Origin of the sequence: Psychrobacillus sp. FSL H8-0510 (assembly GCF_038008345.1) — a bacterium.
In the GTDB taxonomy this organism is placed as follows: domain Bacteria; phylum Bacillota; class Bacilli; order Bacillales_A; family Planococcaceae; genus Psychrobacillus; species Psychrobacillus psychrotolerans.
Genome location: NZ_JBBOYZ010000002.1, coordinates 96482 through 113923, shown reverse-complemented (window position 1 = coordinate 113923; position 17442 = coordinate 96482). Strand labels below are relative to the sequence as shown.

The 17442-nt window shown below is 37.4% G+C and carries 21 protein-coding genes and 18 tRNA genes; 33 read left to right on the top strand and 6 right to left on the bottom strand.

Features of this window, described 5'->3' with window-relative positions; genetic code table 11:
- The first annotated feature begins 119 nt into the window (after positions 1-119).
- Positions 120-1343: a hypothetical protein gene (locus MHI40_RS20395; protein ID WP_340764979.1), complete on the top strand. Its 1224-nt coding sequence runs from the start codon at positions 120-122 to the stop codon at positions 1341-1343.
- Positions 1344-1390: 47 nt separating this feature from the next.
- Here the strand turns inward: MHI40_RS20395 and MHI40_RS20390 are convergent, their stop codons facing one another.
- Positions 1391-1675: a hypothetical protein gene (locus MHI40_RS20390; RefSeq protein ID WP_340764977.1), complete on the bottom strand. Its 285-nt coding sequence runs from the start codon at positions 1673-1675 to the stop codon at positions 1391-1393.
- Positions 1676-2007: 332 nt separating this feature from the next.
- Here MHI40_RS20390 and MHI40_RS20385 point away from each other — a divergent pair, with 332 nt between their 5' ends.
- Positions 2008-2496 carry a hypothetical protein gene (locus MHI40_RS20385; RefSeq protein ID WP_340764975.1) on the top strand — a complete coding sequence of 163 codons (489 nt, stop codon included), beginning with the start codon at positions 2008-2010 and terminating at the stop codon, positions 2494-2496.
- Positions 2480-2977 carry a hypothetical protein gene (locus MHI40_RS20380; protein ID WP_340764973.1) on the top strand — a complete coding sequence of 166 codons (498 nt, stop codon included), beginning with the start codon at positions 2480-2482 and terminating at the stop codon, positions 2975-2977. Before MHI40_RS20385 ends, MHI40_RS20380 begins: the two co-directional genes overlap by 17 nt.
- Before the next feature lie 155 nt (positions 2978-3132).
- On the opposite strand, the gene MHI40_RS20375 is transcribed toward MHI40_RS20380, so the two are convergent.
- From MHI40_RS20375 to MHI40_RS20360, 4 genes are all read right to left on the bottom strand, one after another.
- Positions 3133-3789, bottom strand: coding sequence for a hypothetical protein (locus MHI40_RS20375; RefSeq protein ID WP_340764972.1), 657 nt, complete (start codon positions 3787-3789; stop codon positions 3133-3135).
- Between the two features lie 192 nt (positions 3790-3981).
- Positions 3982-4803, bottom strand: a complete 822-nt coding sequence (locus MHI40_RS20370; protein ID WP_340764970.1) for an ATP-dependent DNA ligase — start codon at positions 4801-4803, stop codon at positions 3982-3984.
- Between the two features lie 133 nt (positions 4804-4936).
- On the bottom strand, positions 4937-5680 hold the full coding sequence (locus MHI40_RS20365) for a hypothetical protein (RefSeq protein ID WP_340764968.1): 744 nt from the start codon (positions 5678-5680) through the stop codon (positions 4937-4939).
- Positions 5681-5742: 62 nt separating this feature from the next.
- The gene (locus MHI40_RS20360; RefSeq protein WP_340764966.1) at positions 5743-6372 is read right to left on the bottom strand and encodes a hypothetical protein; all 630 of its coding nucleotides are present in this window, start codon (positions 6370-6372) and stop codon (positions 5743-5745) included.
- A 383-nt stretch (positions 6373-6755) separates the two neighbouring features.
- Here MHI40_RS20360 and MHI40_RS20355 point away from each other — a divergent pair, with 383 nt between their 5' ends.
- From MHI40_RS20355 to MHI40_RS20315, 9 genes are all read left to right on the top strand, one after another.
- Positions 6756-7562 (top strand): metallophosphoesterase, encoded by an 807-nt coding sequence (locus tag MHI40_RS20355; RefSeq protein WP_340764964.1) that lies wholly within the window; start codon positions 6756-6758, stop codon positions 7560-7562.
- A 59-nt stretch (positions 7563-7621) separates the two neighbouring features.
- A complete protein-coding gene (locus MHI40_RS20350) occupies positions 7622-8266 on the top strand; it encodes a Bax inhibitor-1/YccA family protein (RefSeq protein ID WP_340764962.1) in 645 nt (214 codons plus the stop codon).
- A 76-nt stretch (positions 8267-8342) separates the two neighbouring features.
- Positions 8343-8504 carry a hypothetical protein gene (locus MHI40_RS20345; protein WP_340764960.1) on the top strand — a complete coding sequence of 54 codons (162 nt, stop codon included), beginning with the start codon at positions 8343-8345 and terminating at the stop codon, positions 8502-8504.
- 131 nt (positions 8505-8635) lie between these two features.
- Positions 8636-8830 (top strand): hypothetical protein, encoded by a 195-nt coding sequence (locus MHI40_RS20340; RefSeq protein ID WP_340764958.1) that lies wholly within the window; start codon positions 8636-8638, stop codon positions 8828-8830.
- A gap of 49 nt (positions 8831-8879) precedes the next feature.
- Positions 8880-9257, top strand: coding sequence for a hypothetical protein (locus MHI40_RS20335; RefSeq protein WP_340764957.1), 378 nt, complete (start codon positions 8880-8882; stop codon positions 9255-9257).
- A 13-nt stretch (positions 9258-9270) separates the two neighbouring features.
- A complete protein-coding gene (locus MHI40_RS20330; RefSeq protein ID WP_340764956.1) occupies positions 9271-9690 on the top strand; it encodes a hypothetical protein in 420 nt (139 codons plus the stop codon).
- A 223-nt stretch (positions 9691-9913) separates the two neighbouring features.
- The gene (locus MHI40_RS20325; protein WP_340764954.1) at positions 9914-10117 is read left to right on the top strand and encodes a hypothetical protein; all 204 of its coding nucleotides are present in this window, start codon (positions 9914-9916) and stop codon (positions 10115-10117) included.
- A 312-nt stretch (positions 10118-10429) separates the two neighbouring features.
- Positions 10430-11626, top strand: coding sequence for an RtcB family protein (locus tag MHI40_RS20320; protein ID WP_340764952.1), 1197 nt, complete (start codon positions 10430-10432; stop codon positions 11624-11626).
- Positions 11627-11869: 243 nt separating this feature from the next.
- Positions 11870-12940: a hypothetical protein gene (locus MHI40_RS20315; protein ID WP_340764949.1), complete on the top strand. Its 1071-nt coding sequence runs from the start codon at positions 11870-11872 to the stop codon at positions 12938-12940.
- Between the two features lie 268 nt (positions 12941-13208).
- On the opposite strand, the gene MHI40_RS20310 is transcribed toward MHI40_RS20315, so the two are convergent.
- Entirely contained in the window at positions 13209-13526 is a 318-nt protein-coding gene (locus tag MHI40_RS20310; protein WP_340764947.1) for a hypothetical protein, read from the bottom strand.
- Between the two features lie 252 nt (positions 13527-13778).
- Here MHI40_RS20310 and MHI40_RS20305 point away from each other — a divergent pair, with 252 nt between their 5' ends.
- From MHI40_RS20305 to MHI40_RS20205, 21 genes are all read left to right on the top strand, one after another.
- Positions 13779-14381: a metallophosphoesterase family protein gene (locus tag MHI40_RS20305; protein WP_340764945.1), complete on the top strand. Its 603-nt coding sequence runs from the start codon at positions 13779-13781 to the stop codon at positions 14379-14381.
- A gap of 642 nt (positions 14382-15023) precedes the next feature.
- The gene (locus MHI40_RS20300; RefSeq protein ID WP_340764943.1) at positions 15024-15320 is read left to right on the top strand and encodes a hypothetical protein; all 297 of its coding nucleotides are present in this window, start codon (positions 15024-15026) and stop codon (positions 15318-15320) included.
- Positions 15321-15388: 68 nt separating this feature from the next.
- Positions 15389-15465: transfer RNA gene (locus MHI40_RS20295), tRNA-Cys, on the top strand.
- A 5-nt stretch (positions 15466-15470) separates the two neighbouring features.
- Positions 15471-15545 (top strand) — tRNA-Gln (locus MHI40_RS20290).
- A gap of 7 nt (positions 15546-15552) precedes the next feature.
- Positions 15553-15627: transfer RNA gene (locus MHI40_RS20285), tRNA-Asp, on the top strand.
- Between the two features lie 6 nt (positions 15628-15633).
- A tRNA-Pro gene (locus MHI40_RS20280) sits at positions 15634-15711 on the top strand.
- Between the two features lie 5 nt (positions 15712-15716).
- Positions 15717-15801 (top strand) — tRNA-Tyr (locus MHI40_RS20275).
- Positions 15802-15818: 17 nt separating this feature from the next.
- Positions 15819-15903 (top strand) — tRNA-Leu (locus MHI40_RS20270).
- An 80-nt stretch (positions 15904-15983) separates the two neighbouring features.
- A tRNA-Glu gene (locus MHI40_RS20265) sits at positions 15984-16058 on the top strand.
- 6 nt (positions 16059-16064) lie between these two features.
- A tRNA-Leu gene (locus MHI40_RS20260) sits at positions 16065-16149 on the top strand.
- 5 nt (positions 16150-16154) lie between these two features.
- Positions 16155-16226, top strand: a tRNA-Thr gene (locus MHI40_RS20255).
- Positions 16227-16311: 85 nt separating this feature from the next.
- Positions 16312-16383, top strand: a tRNA-Lys gene (locus MHI40_RS20250).
- Positions 16384-16391: 8 nt separating this feature from the next.
- Positions 16392-16466 (top strand) — tRNA-Gly (locus MHI40_RS20245).
- Positions 16437-16730, top strand: a complete 294-nt coding sequence (locus MHI40_RS20240; protein ID WP_340764941.1) for a hypothetical protein — start codon at positions 16437-16439, stop codon at positions 16728-16730. The genes MHI40_RS20245 and MHI40_RS20240 overlap by 30 nt, the downstream gene beginning before the upstream one ends.
- 8 nt (positions 16731-16738) lie before the next feature.
- Positions 16739-16812: transfer RNA gene (locus tag MHI40_RS20235), tRNA-Arg, on the top strand.
- Between the two features lie 84 nt (positions 16813-16896).
- A tRNA-Ile gene (locus MHI40_RS20230) sits at positions 16897-16971 on the top strand.
- Between the two features lie 6 nt (positions 16972-16977).
- A tRNA-Pro gene (locus tag MHI40_RS20225) sits at positions 16978-17055 on the top strand.
- 3 nt (positions 17056-17058) lie between these two features.
- Positions 17059-17133 (top strand) — tRNA-Ala (locus MHI40_RS20220).
- Between the two features lie 21 nt (positions 17134-17154).
- A tRNA-Ser gene (locus MHI40_RS20215) sits at positions 17155-17246 on the top strand.
- A 4-nt stretch (positions 17247-17250) separates the two neighbouring features.
- Positions 17251-17342, top strand: a tRNA-Ser gene (locus MHI40_RS20210).
- A gap of 5 nt (positions 17343-17347) precedes the next feature.
- Positions 17348-17437 (top strand) — tRNA-Ser (locus MHI40_RS20205).
- The last annotated feature ends 5 nt before the right edge of the window (positions 17438-17442 follow it).

Sequence of the window (17442 nt, the reverse complement as noted above, 5' to 3'; positions counted from 1 at the left end):
AAAAATGACAAAAAGAACAATATATTTATAAACCTTGTCAAAAAAACGATATACATAAAACAATAATTAATGTAAAATATAATTTACAAGTTACATTCTAGAATTGAGGTGAAAATAGTTTGCGAGATGTCAATCTATGTGCTTCCACTTTAATTGATGCTGTCAGCGTGGCTAGTGCTTTGCCGCAACCGGGAAACCTGCAACTAAATGATCAAGTCAACCTGATTAGAAGAAGAGGTCTTATGAAAAAGCTGGTTCAAATAATTTATGAAGGAAAAAAAATTCCTGAAATAATGGAGACGGAAATTGAGAAAGGTGCAACAGACCTTACTGAGACAGCCACTTGTTATTTTGATCAGATTGGTCCTGGAGTACGTTTTAGTCAAAAAGCTGATTATTTTTACCATTTTGTTTTGCTCCATGAGGAAAAGCGATACAAGTTGACATTTCCAATATTTGAACAGAACATAGAAGCTTTATTGGTAGGAGCTATTTGGGCGACGGAACCAGAAAAATTCTTGCAACTGTCAGAATACTCGATAACAATAGAATCTAATAATACAAAAAGGCCAAAGAAGTATTTGATGACTCCAAACGAAAAACGTATCACCTTACGTCCTGAGTTGTTCATTTTATTTTTGGAACTTGAAGATAAAGCTATGTATGGTTTAATGGATAGAAATATTAAGCGAGCAGAGAGCTATATATGTAATGATGATGGTGATTTTAAAGATGATTTATATCTGTTGCTTAATTGGTCAATTGCTTACAATGATGTGGTTAGCAGTAACCAACATTCCGGTATAGACAATTATGATTTAGATATTTTTTATAACTTTGAACAGTTTAAATCTTGGGCAATTCAAAATGGTTATGTTAGAGGTGCCAGGCTAGAGCAAGTAGATTTGCTGAAACCAGTTTCCCCTAGTAATTATGAGTGGATCGACCCAAATTTAGTTTTTCCGAAAGCTTCTTTAATAGAAAAGAAAGCGTCATTCCGACCGACAAGATATTATGCAAACATAGATTATACAAAGTTTGAGCCATTCGCAGTGCAAATGAGCATAGAGGTAACCCATGATGGGAAAACACAATCTATTAGAGAATGGAGTGAAGAGACTGGTTTACGTATTGACTTATTATATAATCGATACCTTATGAACAAATCCTCCTTTTTAGACCCTGATGTTAAAAGGATGCATGAGTGGCCGATTAATTACGAAGGTGAGACTCTTTCTGTTCGTGAATGGGCTAATAGATTAAATATCCCTGAGACAACGATTATAAATCGAATAAAATTGGGATGGGAAGCAGAAAGGCTGTTACAACAGGTAAAAAAATAAAAAGAGACGGAAAGAACCAGCGTGAGGGTTCGTACCGTCTCTTTTTATTATTTCCGCTCTAAGAGATAGATTACTTCACCTTTTTGAATACTTCCAGCATCTTTTCCTTGGTTTGCATAGGGGAAAAGCGATACCGCATCAGCAACATATTTACCATTGTTTAATTCGCGTTGTAACAACCATACACTTTGACCTTCGTCGACTACATGAGCAACTACTTCGTAATCATTCAATTGATTATACGAATTCTTCTCAGCAGCATTTGCAAACACTTGACCTAAGCTACCTGCATGTTGCACGTCAGAAACGACCATTCCCATAAAAAACGCCATAAATAAACCCGTTACTATCCAAATCTTTCTCAATTACGCCAGCTCCCTTTTTAATTAGCGAGTATTCTCGCACCTTTTTTCATTCATTGGCGTAATATATGCAAAAACATCCCTTTTGATAAGGTTTGGAAGTAAACCAGACTAAATTATTCAGATATAGAATATTGCTTATGAGAATTTTTCGACAAAACACATTTCTTTCCTTCATCATAACAGAACAAATGTTCTATAGTCAATAGAGTTTTCATTTGGTTCGCTTTTATACGCTATTCTTTTTCGAATGGAATTTTGTATAACTCATACAATGAAGTATAGAAAAGGGGGAGTTATGTTTGCATACAAAAGGAAATTGGAAGGTCTTTGAAACCTTCTCCTATATCATAGGGGGTACAGTATTGTTTGTTTACTTGATTTTGGTAGGAAGTGGAACATTAGACAATAAAGATAGAGTCAAGAAGCCAATGACTGAGTACAATCCGGTAGCAGTAGCAGAGGAAAACTCTATGTTTTATATTAATTTCATAATGAGCGATTCTATTAGTAATATTTTAACTGCAGGCGTTTACAAACCATCTAACTTATCAGAAAGAAACATATTGCTACAAGCAATGATTGCTGAAAGAAATAACTTAAAAGTTCTGCAAGACAGAGCTACCGACCGTCTAGATCAAACAATCGAAAAAGTCATTAAACTAGCTGCCATTACAGAGGTTCATTTGATTGATGGCGACCGTAAAGACGAAGTGGAAAATGCTTATAAGATTTTGCAACAAGATATAAAAGAACTTAAGGAGGACATTTCAAATGAAACCATTTCATAAAACATTACTATTTCTCATCGCAGTCGTGCTGGTTTTTGTTAGTTTGTATTTTGCAAATGGTTATCAAGAAAATCCATACGAGGACATCACCTTAGAAGAGGTATTGTATATAGGGAAAGTGACAGACCAGATATTATTAGTGGGCGAGATTAACTCACTGGCTATAAAGAATGGAACGTTAACCAATGTATATGGAAAAGAAATTCGTAAAGAAAAAGATTGGAAGGATGAAACCCAAAAGTGGTTTGATATCACAAAGGAACAGGCTTCCATAGAATTAACTGCTCCTACAGAACGTTTTAAACCACTTGAAAAAAAGTACAAGAAGGTTATGAATAAGTATCTAGATGATGTAGAATTAATGGAGAAAGTCATTTTTCAACAAGATAAAGAAGCAAAAATTAGTTTCTTGCATGGACAATCAAATGTATCCTTTTTGGTTCAAGAAGTTCACGCAGAGATGAAAAAGTTTAAGCAATAACAGCATAGGCCCTTAACAGGGTTTTTTTGCTTCATAAAGAACTTACAGTTTGTTTGCTTTTCAGTAAATATAGTGTCGTAAATGTTATTATAATTCTTCGGAAAGAAAAAGCCCTCTCTTAAGAACGGAAATGTTCTAAAGGGAGGGCGAAATGTTCATTTGTTACTAGAAGCAATCATATCTACAAAATTATGCATGATATCCATTAGATATATTTCTATATCGTCATAAAGTTCGAAAACAATATCTCTTTGTTTTTGAGGCTCTAATTCAAAAGTAATATTTGAATTTAACTGGTCAACAATGTTCGCAAGTTTTGACTCTTCAATAAGAAAGCAATCTCTATGTCTATAATTGGCGTCACCATCTACTCGTTGCGGGTATTCTACGATTTGGTCAAAAACTATTTGGCAAAGGTTTCTCAGATGTAACAGATAAGCTTCTCGTGTCTCTAGAAGGATTGATTTCTTCAACTGCAGAAGATACTCGTTTTTCAAGAACTCTTGGTACGATAGATTTACAACCTTGTAAATTCGTTGATTGATTTCCTCTCGTTTGCTTAATCCGTCTCTCATTCGATTCAACGAGTTAGAGAAGGAAGGTGAAGCAATTCTAATACAATTTGCGACACTTCCCATAATGCGTGATTGTACAAGCTTATCCAACTTTTCTAGAATGTTCTTCGAAAGTTCCACTACGTTTTTGTCTAAATAGGAATGAGCAAATACATCTGCATCACTACTATATTTTGCTTCGACATATTCATCGAAAAATTCCTCAACTTCTGCTAAATACGTGTAACATCTTTCCACAATAACCATTCCTCTCAAGTTAAATGTGAAAATGACAAATTTTGTTCATGGGTTATGTATGTAGGTAGTTTACTATCTTGATATGAATTAAATAAGTGATGAATAGGAACATGCTTGTTATTTTCACTATATGTATCGGAGAATTAATAAAGAAGTTTAGAGGCAAGAAGATTAGAACAAAAAAAAGTGGAGTTAAGACCACTCCACAAATGAAGGTATTCTCAATAATCCGTTTTTGGTCAAGTTTCTATATTTAATTTTTGCTCTCATTTTCGGATCTAAATATATATACTTTTCATTTTCTTCTAAAATAAAGTCTTTATAATGGCTGTAGAATTCATGTCTATTCTTGGTTGTCATAAATTCTAATACGCCAGCATATTTGCCGTTTTCAAAATTAAGAAGCAATCCAAATTTATCTTTTCTTAGTCCGGCTATATAAACAGTGTCATACTGATAACTAATAATTTTTAACCAGGCATCTGAACGTTTGTTGATCTGGTATCGCGAATTAGATTTTTTTTGTACGATCCCTTCAAGTTTGTGCTGCTTGATCAATTCAAAATAAGCAGTCCCGTTTCCTTCCACCCACTGCACTTTGTTTAGAAGGGGACTATCTTCGGTGACGACAGTAGCTAGCATTTCTTTTCTTTCTAACAGCGGATAACTTGTTATTCGTTTGCCATTGAAATAGAGAATATCAAAGACACTAAAAGATATCGCATGTTCTGAGCTCTTTGACATAAAACGTTCCATCAAGGCTTCAAAATCTGGTTTTCCGAGTTCGTTCGTGACGATGATCTCGCCATCGAGCACAGTTCCATTCGGAAGTGACAAATTTGCTAATTCCGGAAACTTGGAAGTGATTTCGTTGTTGTGCCTTGTATATATTCGTACTCTATTATCAAATTTTGTCCATATTGTTCGAATTCCATCTAGCTTTAGTTCTGTGATATGCGTTATTTCATCAATTGGCTCAGTTGATTTTTGTAGTAACATTGGGGAAACAAACATGATTATCACCTCGTTCCCATTATATCACGACAGCAAACTGATTTTTCGTGGCAAATAGAGTAAGTAAACCATAAATTATGGAGGTTGTTATTATTGAAGGTCCTATAAGAAAAATAAGAAAAAGACCGCATAATTAAGCGGTCAACAGGGGATTTGTATACCATTTGTAATAATTATCTTGCAAGTCCTCTAATGCAACATGCAGGGCGGTTCTATCATCCCTTAGATAACGTTCCGAGAATTCTAAGAACTGATCTAGTAGCATATAGCGATTGTAGTCTATGAATCGAACTTTGAGGTCTTCTCCTACCAAAACATTCGAGCCATTCAAATCAAGAGGTATAACATGATGTTCTAAACACATGTGAATGTAATCCTCAATCTGTTTAAATATGCCTTGCTGAAGAGATGGATATCCACTAGTTTTTAAAAAAGTATCTAAATTAATGCCGGATACCTTTGATACAATTATTGCGAAATCATTTGAAGCCAGTCGTTTCATCAATCGTTCATCATCTGGTAGTCGCGAAAAAATTTCTTCTTCATCAATAGTAGGGAATTCTCCCTCATTAATATCTGAAAAATGTTCATCGTTATATAACTTAAGAATAGAATTAGGAAGTTCTTTGTGGGTAAATGCAGCAGAATAGGAACCGCCATTTATTGGAGTCCACCCAACCTTGTGACAAGCTTCTATCATTAGGTTGAAGTAAAAATCTTCATCTTCCCACTCGTCATCGAATTCATTCCCTTTCGAATTTAATTCTCGCTTTTCATCAAATGTTTTTTGTGCAGTTTCTAAATCCGGTAGATGTTCTTTGGCCCCTTCGAAATCTTCATATACTTTCCATTTACCTATCCAAGAAAATGTCTTCATAGTAACACTCCTTTTTATTTCATCCTGCGAAAGCTCTGCGTTTTAAGAATACATACTGCCAATCATTCGATACAAAATCTATCTATCCATGTATCTCTGGAGACTCCGTTACGGTTCGCCAAATGGAACCTAGCAACAGGAGTGAATCGGTTGTAATCAATACAATAAGGAATATCTTCCCTTAAAATGATGTTCTCGCCGTGCATGTCGTTTGGAACTAAACCTCGTTCTATACAACTATTGGAAAACTCGAACAAATTTTCCTCGATACTCTTTTGATTTTCTTTCAAGTAGGCAGAACAAGCATGTTCTAGTAAATCGCCTTTGATAAATTCCACGACGCAACCATAGTTAAAGCTGGCAAATAATTTAGGAACGCCAGGAACATCTTTTAATACATCGAGTACTTCATGTTCCTGTACCGTAGCATTTTCTAAGTTGTACAATTCGCTCATGTGCTCTACACCATAAATTTTTAATAAGAGACCTGGTAATGATTCATGTTGAAAAACGCGATTATAATAGCCCTTATCAACCCAAACCCAACCTAATTCGGTAGCTTCTTCTTGCAATTTCATACTTTCAGCAAAGCCGTATTGTTCAAATTTGTGCATCGGTAACAATTCTAATAATTCTGCGGGAGCATCCTCATACATTGTCCAATTGCAGTTCCTTTTTACTTGTGTATTCAATCTGTCACACCCCTTTTTCTTCATTTGTTACATAATATGCAGGATTCAACAGTCTTATCATTCTTACAGGCTATTAAAATGAAGCGTTTTTCATATAATAGAGGGATAAAATAAAAAAGGAGACATAGAATTGTCTTGTCAGGAAGAGAACGGAGTAATCAAAGAGGTTAAATCTAATACCGGACAGAGAATTTCGTCTAAAAGCAGAAAACAACTTGAATGTTTGGGAGCTAGCTCGCTTTGGAAAAAAGGCGAAACGAAAATCTAAACGACAAATGAATAGATAGCAACGTCGTTTGGAGAAAAGAGAAGTCTTAAATGAACGACTCAATGATTAAGAGGGAGGGAAAGTAGTCGTTTCTATAGAGCGATTGCGTATTTGTATGAAAATAGGACACTTATCGGATTTACATTTAGATATTAATCAGGAACACGTAGAAGAAGATATCGTTAAAGTACTGTGTAATACAATCAAGGAGAAAGACTGGGACATCTTGTTGATTTCAGGGGATATTTCCAATCATATGGATGATACCTTGTCCATTTTGCATGAAATAGAAAAACAGACTGGTAGACCAGTTCATTTCGTTCCGGGGAATCACGATTTGGCTAGGACGATTTCAATGGGGAGTGACGACGTGTTAGCTTCCTATCTTGCTGACAAATCAGTACCTATAGGCAAGCCCGCCATTTACGGGGATATAGCTATTGTGGGGGCACTTGGTTGGTATGATTATAGCTATGGCCCTCATACGCATACAGCAGAGCTACTAGCACGTTTGAAGGGAAGTCTTTGGTACGATGGTGGTCATATCAATTTCAAGGATGGAGATATTGACATCTCGGAAAGATTCTTGAGACAACTTGCAGACGATCTTGCAAAGGTAAAAGACAAACAGGTATGGGTGATGACACATTTCGTTCCATATGAATCGAACATTCGGTATATAGATGCTACTTGGAACATTTGCAACGCCTATATGGGTTCGGAATCTGTTGGAGAATTATTAGACATCCATGAAAACGTTCGATATGTATCTTTTGGACATACGCATACGCGTGCTGGAGTAAAAGAATCAGACCAGAAGACAATTGTGTTGAATCCACTTGGTTATTTTGAGGAATGGAAGACAGATTCCTTTGAAAAAGAACTCGAGAATGTATTCGTCATAGTGGAATGGAAGAAGTAGAAATAAGAAGGAACCGTCATGCATAAGATAAAAGGACATAACAATAAAGGGGACAAAAAATGGAAACAAAAGTGAATAAAAATGAAAATGCAATTAGAATTTTACAGAAAGTCATGTTCTTCTTTGGTTTGATGTGGCTAGTTTCGGGAGTGGGACTAATATTTGGTCAATACGTGCCTTCATCTTTACTCATTCCGTTAATCATTGTCGAATTGGGTTTAGTTATAGCCGTTGTGTTTGCACGTAAATCCAAGGCTGTAGGAAAGTTCTTAGCATTGCTTTTTGCCCTCGTCAGTGGGATTGTGTTATATTCATCCATCTCTTATTATGTGGGAGAATTAGGAGGGCAATTAGTGCTCACTGTATTCCTTACAACTGCTATAGTCTTTGCGATATACGGGATAATTGGATTTAATCTGAAGAAAGATTTGGCAGGGTGGGGAAGTTATTTATTCATCGCTCTAATCGTACTTGTCGTCTTAATGGTCGTGAATATGATATTTCCTATGAGAGAGACATGGATGCTTGTAGCTTCAGGGTTTGGCGTCTTATTATTCTCCTTTTACACGATCTACGACTTCAATTCGTTGAGACACCGACAACTTTCAGTTGATGATGTTCCATCACTTGCTCTTAATCTATATCTAGATTTTCTTAATCTATTCCTGGACTTGTTGCGAATCGTTAACTATTTCAAGAACTAATGGGCAGCCTCGGCTGCCTTTTTATATTGTTACATGTCGTATTGCATATAGTAAAAGACAGAGAAAGGAAGATGATATGAGTAACTATGAGAAGAGAATAGAAGATGAAAGAAGAAAACAATTTATAGAGATGTACGAGAAAACATTTGGAGTAGAATGTCAAATAGAAGAAATAGACAGACATAACAAAACAGTACTAGTAATCAATATCTGGGGTATCAAAAGTAATTGGATTTAGAAAACGTAGCCTCTGTAAAAGCAGAAGGCTTTTTTATGTTATTGTAGTCGCTATTTCTATTTTGCATATAATAGACGGATTCTAATAAAAAGGACAGGCAAAGCCTGAATATACAAAGGGAGAGGATTCTTATGAAAGCTAGATGTCCAAGGAACACTAGCCATCAGCAATTTATTGCCATTGCAAATGTAACGCAAAAGTGGGTTGTAGATGAAGACGGCAAGTTTCAGAAAGAAATAAAGATTTTAGAGGTTGTTCATGGGCCAGATACGCATAATGTATGGAATTGTGCCATATGTGATACAAAAGCTATCGTATCTGTATGAAGCATTTAAAGTGAATTTAGAAAAATGATTATATCAGGAGGGAAATGTTATGAAGACAACTTATATTCATCAGTTACCAGAAATATTAAAGGGAAAAATCTATGTTGCTTTGAAGGAAATCATCCAGGATAAAGATTTACTGGATGAAGCGATGAATAGTAGGTTGTCCGATCTGGAAGATACGATCGACATTAGACCTTTTATTGCTGAGATGGAATTCTGGAAAAACCTCGGAAGAGAAGTTGCTCAATTTGAGCTTGGAGATACGCTGTGGGATAAGACAGGGAAATTGTATCTAGTGGTCAAAAACCCCTCGCTTCCAAATCGAATCACAGCAGAGACGGCTATGTCGTTATATGAAGATGATTTGTTAGAAGGTATATCTACACAGGAAGAAGTTGTTAATTTCAATTGGACGAAATCATAAGGAGGAAAAATTTATGCCAACAGCAAAGACTATTCAAGAGATAAAAGATAACATGGTAGTGCCCGAATCCTATGCTATAGTACGGATAAAAGGGGAAGATAGAGAGTATCATGTTTGTGATATTTTCGAGGATGATCACTATCTCTTACCAGAAACATGCATGATGGTGGTAGTGGAACATTTTCAGTTGTTCATGGAATTCATGAAAAACTTGCCAGACATGCAACAATTTGCAGATGGCGATACATTACCGTATTGGAGAGATGATACTGTAGTGGGTCCAGGGGAAACGACAAGAATCTTCTATAAAGATGTGAATACAGAGCGTAAGGTATTGGTTGGCTACGATGACTATCCCGTGATTTGTTTGGAACTAAACAGTAAGCATTACGTGAATGAAAGTGAGAAATGGACTGCGGAAGACAAAAGGTAATCAAGGTATTAATATTGTTTCGTATTTGTAAGCAGTAGATTACTGTAAAGCTTAAAATTAAACTTACAGACCATCAGTTATTTAACTGGTGGTTTTTTATGTAAAGGAGCAGAAGAGATTAATATGGTGGTTCGTTGTTGATTATAGAGTATCTGCATATAGTAGAAGGATTTGACTAATCTGTTCAAGCACTGCATGCAATTTGAAAAGGAGGAAAAAGAATATGGAACAAAAACAAGTCACTGTAGGTTGTAGGCACTTAGATGCCGTTATTGCTATAAGAGACCATGGATGGAGATTCGAGGGTTCCCCACAAAGACCATTGCTTGTGCCTCCTTTAGAAGACGAAAGAAGGCAATGGACAGCTATGTGGGATGAACATGGATACCCACACTGGCTACCGAGGTGCTCAGAAGGAAAAGTATAGCAGAAAGGTGGAAGATAGAACAGAAAATAGGCACTTGCGAACTTTGAGATGTAGAAGATGTACTTGGTTTGTGCGGCTAAAAGTCGCATGCAGTATGCATAAAATTGTAATACGAAAGAAGCGGGATTTATCCGTTTCTTTTTTTATTTCATACAACTTGGTTGTGAGACCCGTCTTAAGAAAATGTGAACAAAATTATGATAGATGTGTAGTATATTACATTTTAGTTGTGTCTCTACTTATATCTGCATATCATAGGAGGATTAATAAAAAAAGGACAGGTTAGCCTGTATTCAAAAGGAGAGATATTTTATGGCAGAAATTATTCTAAGTGGAAAATATGATAGTGCAAAGGTGTTCACTGAAAACATTGATGATGTAACGATTGGACAGATTATCAATTTCTTAAATCAACCGTTTGTTGAGGGTGCAAATACTAGAATCATGCCTGATACACACGCTGGAAAAGGTGCTGTTATTGGAACAACAATGATAATTACTGACAAAATCGTTCCTAATTTAGTAGGGGTCGATATTGGTTGTGGGATGCTTTGTGTAGAAGTCGAAAAACAATTAGTTGATTTTGCACTTCTGGATACTTTAATCAATAAATTAGTACCTTCAGGACAGACGAACAGAAAAACTGCTCATCAATATGTTAACAAAATACCACTTGATGAAGTTATTGCACCATTCTCGAAAGAAAGAGCTATTCTCTCAGTGGGTAGCCTTGGAGGAGGGAATCACTTTATAGAAATGAACGTTTCAGAGGATGGTAGATTATTTCTTATCATTCATTCTGGTTCTCGTCATTTAGGAGTGAAAGTAGCAAGTTATCATCAAAAGAAAGGTATTGAGGCATTAGCTAAAGACCTGGACGGACTAGAGATGGTTATTGAACAGTTGAAAGCAGAAGGAAGACAAAAAGAAATACAGCAAACAATTCAATCGTACAAGTCTACCAAACCGAAAATTCCAAATGAACTTGCTTATGTGGAAGGAAAGTTAATGGATGATTACCTGCATGATTTGAAAATTGCTCAAGATCTAGCTAAGTGGAATCGTGCTGCTATGATGCAAGTAATTATCCAAGCTATGGGGTTCAAAGAGGTAGGACGAATTGACACTATTCACAACTATGTAGACTTGGAGCAGATGATTCTGCGAAAAGGAGCTATTTCTGCTAAGTCAGGAGAAGAAGTACTGATCCCGATTAATATGAGAGATGGCTCTATTCTTGCGAAAGGAAAAGGCAATACTGATTGGAACCAATCTGCACCTCATGGAGCAGGAAGAATTTACTCTCGCTCAAAAGCGAAAGAAGTTTTGAAAATAGAAGACTTTACCGAAACGATGAGGGGCGTTTACTCTACGAGTGTGCGTCAAGAAACACTGGATGAATCACCGTTTGCCTATAAACCAATGGAAGAAATCATCGAGAACACGAAGGATACAATTGATATTCAGGCTATTTTAAAGCCAATTTATAACTTTAAAGCGACAGAATAAAATTAATACAGAAGTGATATGCAGACGCCTCGGCGTCTTTTTATATATATAAAAACAGATTATCCGACACTTTAATAATAGTAAATAACAAAAGAGGTCATCAAGATGAAAAAAGAACCATAAGAGTAACTGTTTAAGAACAGAATTTTATCTTGTTGTTACCTTCCTAACAACTGCATATCATAGAACGATTCAAACAAAATAGGACAGGTTCGCCTGTACATAAAAAAGGAGACGGTATGCATGGTAAACGTCAAAGAACATAAAAAGGAAGAAACGACAGAGGAACGTCTGGATTATAGACTAACTAAAAAGTATTTGAATGGGTATTTGAAGTCGAAAGAAGAAATATTGGAAATTGCCAAGAGTGAAGGAAAGGATAAAATTTACCGAGTATTGTCGTTTGGAGGAGGTACACAATCTAGTCATCTATTAGAAGCTCATTTCCAAAATCTAGTAAAATATGATTATATTGTCTTTTCTGACACAGGTGCAGAACCTCAATTTATTCATGAACAAGTGGCTTTCTGGCAAAAAAGACAAATTGAAATGAGTAATAAGACTCCGTTTATTATCACGACCCACAATAGTATGAAAAACGGTCTCGAAGAAATGCTTATGAGGTATATATTTACGGATTATCAACGTTTTCAAATGCCTCTATATTTTAACAAGGTGACTGAGAACGGAGAAATTGTTCCAGGTGGACTGATGCCAAGGCAATGTACCGGAGATTTCAAAATCGTACCCGTGCAACAAGCGGTGCGAAATAGAATTAAAGAGGAGTTGGGAATAAGAAGAAGCCAACCAATGCCTAAAAACATCGGGATAATCATGGATATAGGGTTCTCTTTTGACGAGGTGAACCGAGTAGGGGGTTATGTATCGCATCAATCCAAGTATATATATCTAGCATATCCTTTAATAGAAGAAGGGCTGACAACAAGAGATAGTATCCACTTCTTAGAAGAAAATAACTTTCCGAGCAAGCGATCTAGATGTTATTTCTGTCCATTTAACTGCTCTGGTGACAAAGGGAAGGCAATTGGAATGGAATGGGAAGAAATTATAAGAGAAGAACCTATCAGTTTCTTGAAAGCCTGTTTCTTCGATGATCAACTCCGTAGTGTACAAGCGACAGGTAAGAAGAACATGCGTAGCATCCCTTATTTCCATTCGAGTCGAACTCCACTTAGAGAGTTCTATCAAGCTGAATTCGACAAATTAGAGAAAATGCATGTAGAAGAAATGGAGAGCTGGATATTGCACTGGTATGCTTTTCTTAATCAAAAATATTTGAAAGCCGCTGCATAATATTTTAATAAGACAATAATTATATTATGTTAACTAATTGGGTGAAATGAAATAGACTTCTAGGCAGGAGAGAATAAAATGGAAAACGAATGCAATTGCGAAAAAATGTATGATTGCTGTGATTGTGGTGGAAATGATTGTGGATGTGGCTATTGTTGGTCCTGTAACGCTTGTGAAGAATGTTTAAGCGAATAAGATTATAAGATAGTTGAAGACATGCTACAAATCTACAAGACCAATATCTATTAACAGGAGAAGGCTGCTTGGTTTATTCAAGCAGCTCTTTTTGTTTGTCAAAAATCGTTGGGCTTGATACCGCTTGATATTCAAGGCGAATTAAATGTTTTATGTTCGAAATGTCTCCGGAAAGAAGCGGGCTTGGAAGAAGGTATTTAGATAAAACAGGATGTCCATTAAACTGTATCTTTTTGAAAAAGACCTGTCGAGTTTTATTTAATCCTATTTCATCCTTTCTCCTACATATACAAATATCAGAGGAGTCTATTTCCACAAATTCTAAATCTTCTATAGGTATATCCAATAATTCTCTCAACTGTAGATCAAACATGACTTTCATTTCTACCAAGGTTTTGTTCCACCGTAATGGATAGATACCGTAATTTTGCATTTGATCTATGAGTAACAAGTGAATCATATTATCACCCTTTATTCGTTATTTTTAGTCATCTCCCAGTCAGTTTAGGTAATACATCTGCGGTTGAGACATGGGAATATTAGCCATTAAAACGGAGTGCTTAATATTCTTTAGACCAATTATAGATATACATAATACACTTGAGCATATAATAAAAAAAGAAGTAATCAGGAGGGATATAAGATGAACTGGCTTTTTCTGTCTGATTTACAAGGGGTATATCATGATGAGTGGCAAACCTTTATAAATATGGACAATACAGAATGGGATGGAGTAGTGGTCCTTGGAGACATCGACACTCTCTATTTGAAGAGCATCTCTGAGCGATTCAAGGGGAGACCAATTATTGGCGTTTTAGGAAATCATGACTATCCAGGAGATCTAGAGTATTACAATATCGTCAATATTCACCGAGAACAATCAAAGTTAGGAACTGAACGAGTAACAGGCATCGAAGGCTGCGTGAGATACAAGCAAGGAAAGAGTTTCCCGATGTATACACAAGCAGAAATGATTTGCATTTGTGATGACTTGCCTGCAGCAGATATCATCATTAGTCATAATTCACCATTTGGAATTCACGATAAAACTAATCGTGCCCATCTTGGGTATCTCGGGCTAAAAAACTACATCGAAAAACATCAACCGACTCATGTGTTTCATGGACATCAACACAAACATCAAATTAGCATGGTTGGGAAGACAAAAGTTGTTTGTGTATTTGGAGGATGGGTCTGGAATCAAGAGAAAGACACGCTAAAACAGGTGCTAAAAGTGGCAGAATGAATAATCCCTATTAAATTTAAGCATAGAGAAATCGACGGACAAAAACGTTCGTCATTTTTTATTGTAAATTTTATTTGACAAACTGGATATTGGGTGGTATACTTAGAATATAAAGTTAAAGAAACGAAATAATCATTTTTGTTCGACACGCTAGAAATGTATATACACCAAGGTTTTGAATGGGATAGAACCATTTTTGGTAAAGATTATGGAATAATTGCCGAACTATAGAATATGATGTTACAACAAAACAAAAAAAACGAAAGCAGAGGTGATGGACATGTTGAGAAAAATGACGATAGAAAACTTTTTAAACGTAGCGTCAAAACAGGGGAACAATCCCTTTATTTCAACACGCCTATCATCAGACGCATCACATACAAATTTAGATAGTCGCGAACTAACAGCAGAGGGATGGTATCCTTCTCGCTCATTAGGAAAGCTCCGAAAGAACATGCAGACATACTTGTATTCTTTTTACACACCACTGGTGTCGAATCGAATGTAGATTAGTTGTATATTCTTTTCCCACTCCGAGAGGATTGAGGAAGCTGCTCCTGATGAGATTATCTCACCGGGAGTTTTTTATTGCCTAAAAGGAACAAAAACAAAAAAACTAACACACGAAAGGAGAGGAAAGACATGATGAAAACAATTGCAGATTTAATGAGCAAGCATTGGCAAACACTATCAAGCGAATCAAGAATAGGCGGATTTGATCGCCCTAGTTTCACATGTCCGGAATCTGGACGTGTTGTTGAGTATACGCAAAATACGGCAAATTTACTGGATTTAGCGGGAGAGGTTTCATTACCGAAAGAATGTTTCAAGGAAAAACGTAAGATGGACGACCGACAGCAAAAGGGCAACCCTTATTTTTCAGGGCACCAATATTTGCACAGGCGAACACATCGCATGTTTTGTCATACCTTCGCATAGGAGGATATAGACACCCTTGAAGCACTCGTCGGGAAACCGAACGGGTGCTTTTTTGTAACATTTTTTTCGGACAGGTAGCCAAGAGGCTCAAGGCGAGAGACTGCAAATCTCTTATTCGCCGGTTCAAATCCGGTCCTGTTCTCCAATTATTCCCCTTTAGCCAAATGGTAAGGCATTCGACTTTGAATCGGAAAAGTCCACGTTCGAATCGTGGAAGGGGAACCAATCACACGGTGCTGTAGATCAATGGTAGATCGCTTCCCTGTCACGGAAGAGGTTGCGGGTTCAAATCCCGTCAGCACCGCCAACATTTCAAGATGTAGCTCAGTTTGGTTAGAGTACTTGGTTTGGAACCAAGGGGTCGCAGGTTCGAGTCCTGCCATCTTGACCATATATGAGGTGTTCGCATAGTGGCAATTGCAAGGGACTGTAAATCCCTCCTCGAAAGAGTACGTTGGTTCGAGTCCAACACACCTCACCATACTTTAGAACAACAATGCGGATATGGTGGAACTGGTATACACGTGCGATTCAGAATCGTATGCCTATGGGCGTGGGAGTTCGACTCTCCCTATCTGCACCAAACTTATAAAAAGAAGGAGTGAGCGACATGCTCGAGACAATAGAAGTAGATGAGATAAGGTTCGGAAGGCAACACAATAAGGCCCAGTGGTGAAATGGTTAACACACTAGACTTTCACTCTAGGATTGCGGGTTCAATCCCCGTCTGGGTCACCAAATAATGCGGATATGGTGGAACTGGTATACACGTGCGATTTAGAATCGTATGCCTTCGGGCGTGGGAGTTCGACTCTCCCTATCTGCACCAAACATGCTCGTTTAGTTCAGCGGAAGAATGCCTGTTTTGTAATCAGGATGTCGGGGGTTCAAATCCCTCAACGAGCTTAGCTTCATCAATACAAAAAGAATAGGAAGTGAGAACGATGAAGAGTGATAAGAGTGACAAGAAAATCAGCAAGCAATCAAATCCGCCTTCGTAGCTCAACGGTAGAGCAAGGTACTTTTAATACCGAGGTTGTAGGTTCAAATCCTATCGAGGGCATTTCATTTGTGGTCATGGTCTAATGGCAAAGACGACTGCCTTCCAAGCAGTAGATGTGGGTTCGATTCCCACTGGTTGCACCAATTAAACACAAGAAGGGATCTGATGTAGATGGGAGCAAGACAGAAGTACTACTAATTGACTACAAACAACTAATCGATTTTACAGACTCGATGCAGAAGAACAACTTTAAATTCGTTCACCAGTACATTCAAAAACGAGTGAAGAAACAAAAAGAAGGATGGGAAGAGGAATGTGAAAGCTTCCTGAAGGATGCAATAGAGTTGCAAGAGAGATTGAACCAGTATAGAAAAGATTACCTTAAACGGTTCGGTAGTGAACTATAACCATATTTGCCCTTGTAGCTCAGTAGGATAGAGCAACCGATTTCTAATCGATGAGTCAAGAGTTCGAGTCTCTTCTTGGGCGTTTTATTAATGCGGTAACAGGTGTACATTTGCTCTCATAAGGCAGATTGTGTAGGTTCGATTCCTACTACTGCAACCAATCTATACATCCTTAGCTCAGTGGTAGAGCGTTCGGCTGATAACCGAGAAGTCAGGAGTTCAAATCTCTTAGGATGTACCAATATTTCAAGATGTAGCTCAGTTTGGCCAGAGTACTTGGTTTGGATCCAAGGGGTCGCAGGTTCGAGTCCTGCCATCTTGACCAAATGGGATTATAGCTCAATTGGAAGAGCAACTGCCTTGCACGCAGTAGGAAGGGGTTCGAGTCCCCTTAGTTCCACCATTTTCAAAAGAATAAAGTTACGGGTAGTTGGCTGAGTGGCTGAAGGCACCGCACTGCTAATGCGGAAGAGGGGTAAAATACTCTCACAGGTTCGACTCCTGTACTACCCGCCATAACGGAGATGTGGCAGAGCTTGGTTTATTGCGTCGGTCTCGAAAACCGAAGGGCATGGAAGTGTCCCGTGAGTTCGAATCTCACCATCTCCTCCATATTTGGAAACGTGGCCGAGAGGCTGAAGGCGTCGGTCTTGAAAACCGAAGGGCGTGTAAGCGTTCCAGGGGTTCGAATCCCCTCGTTTCCTCCAATAAT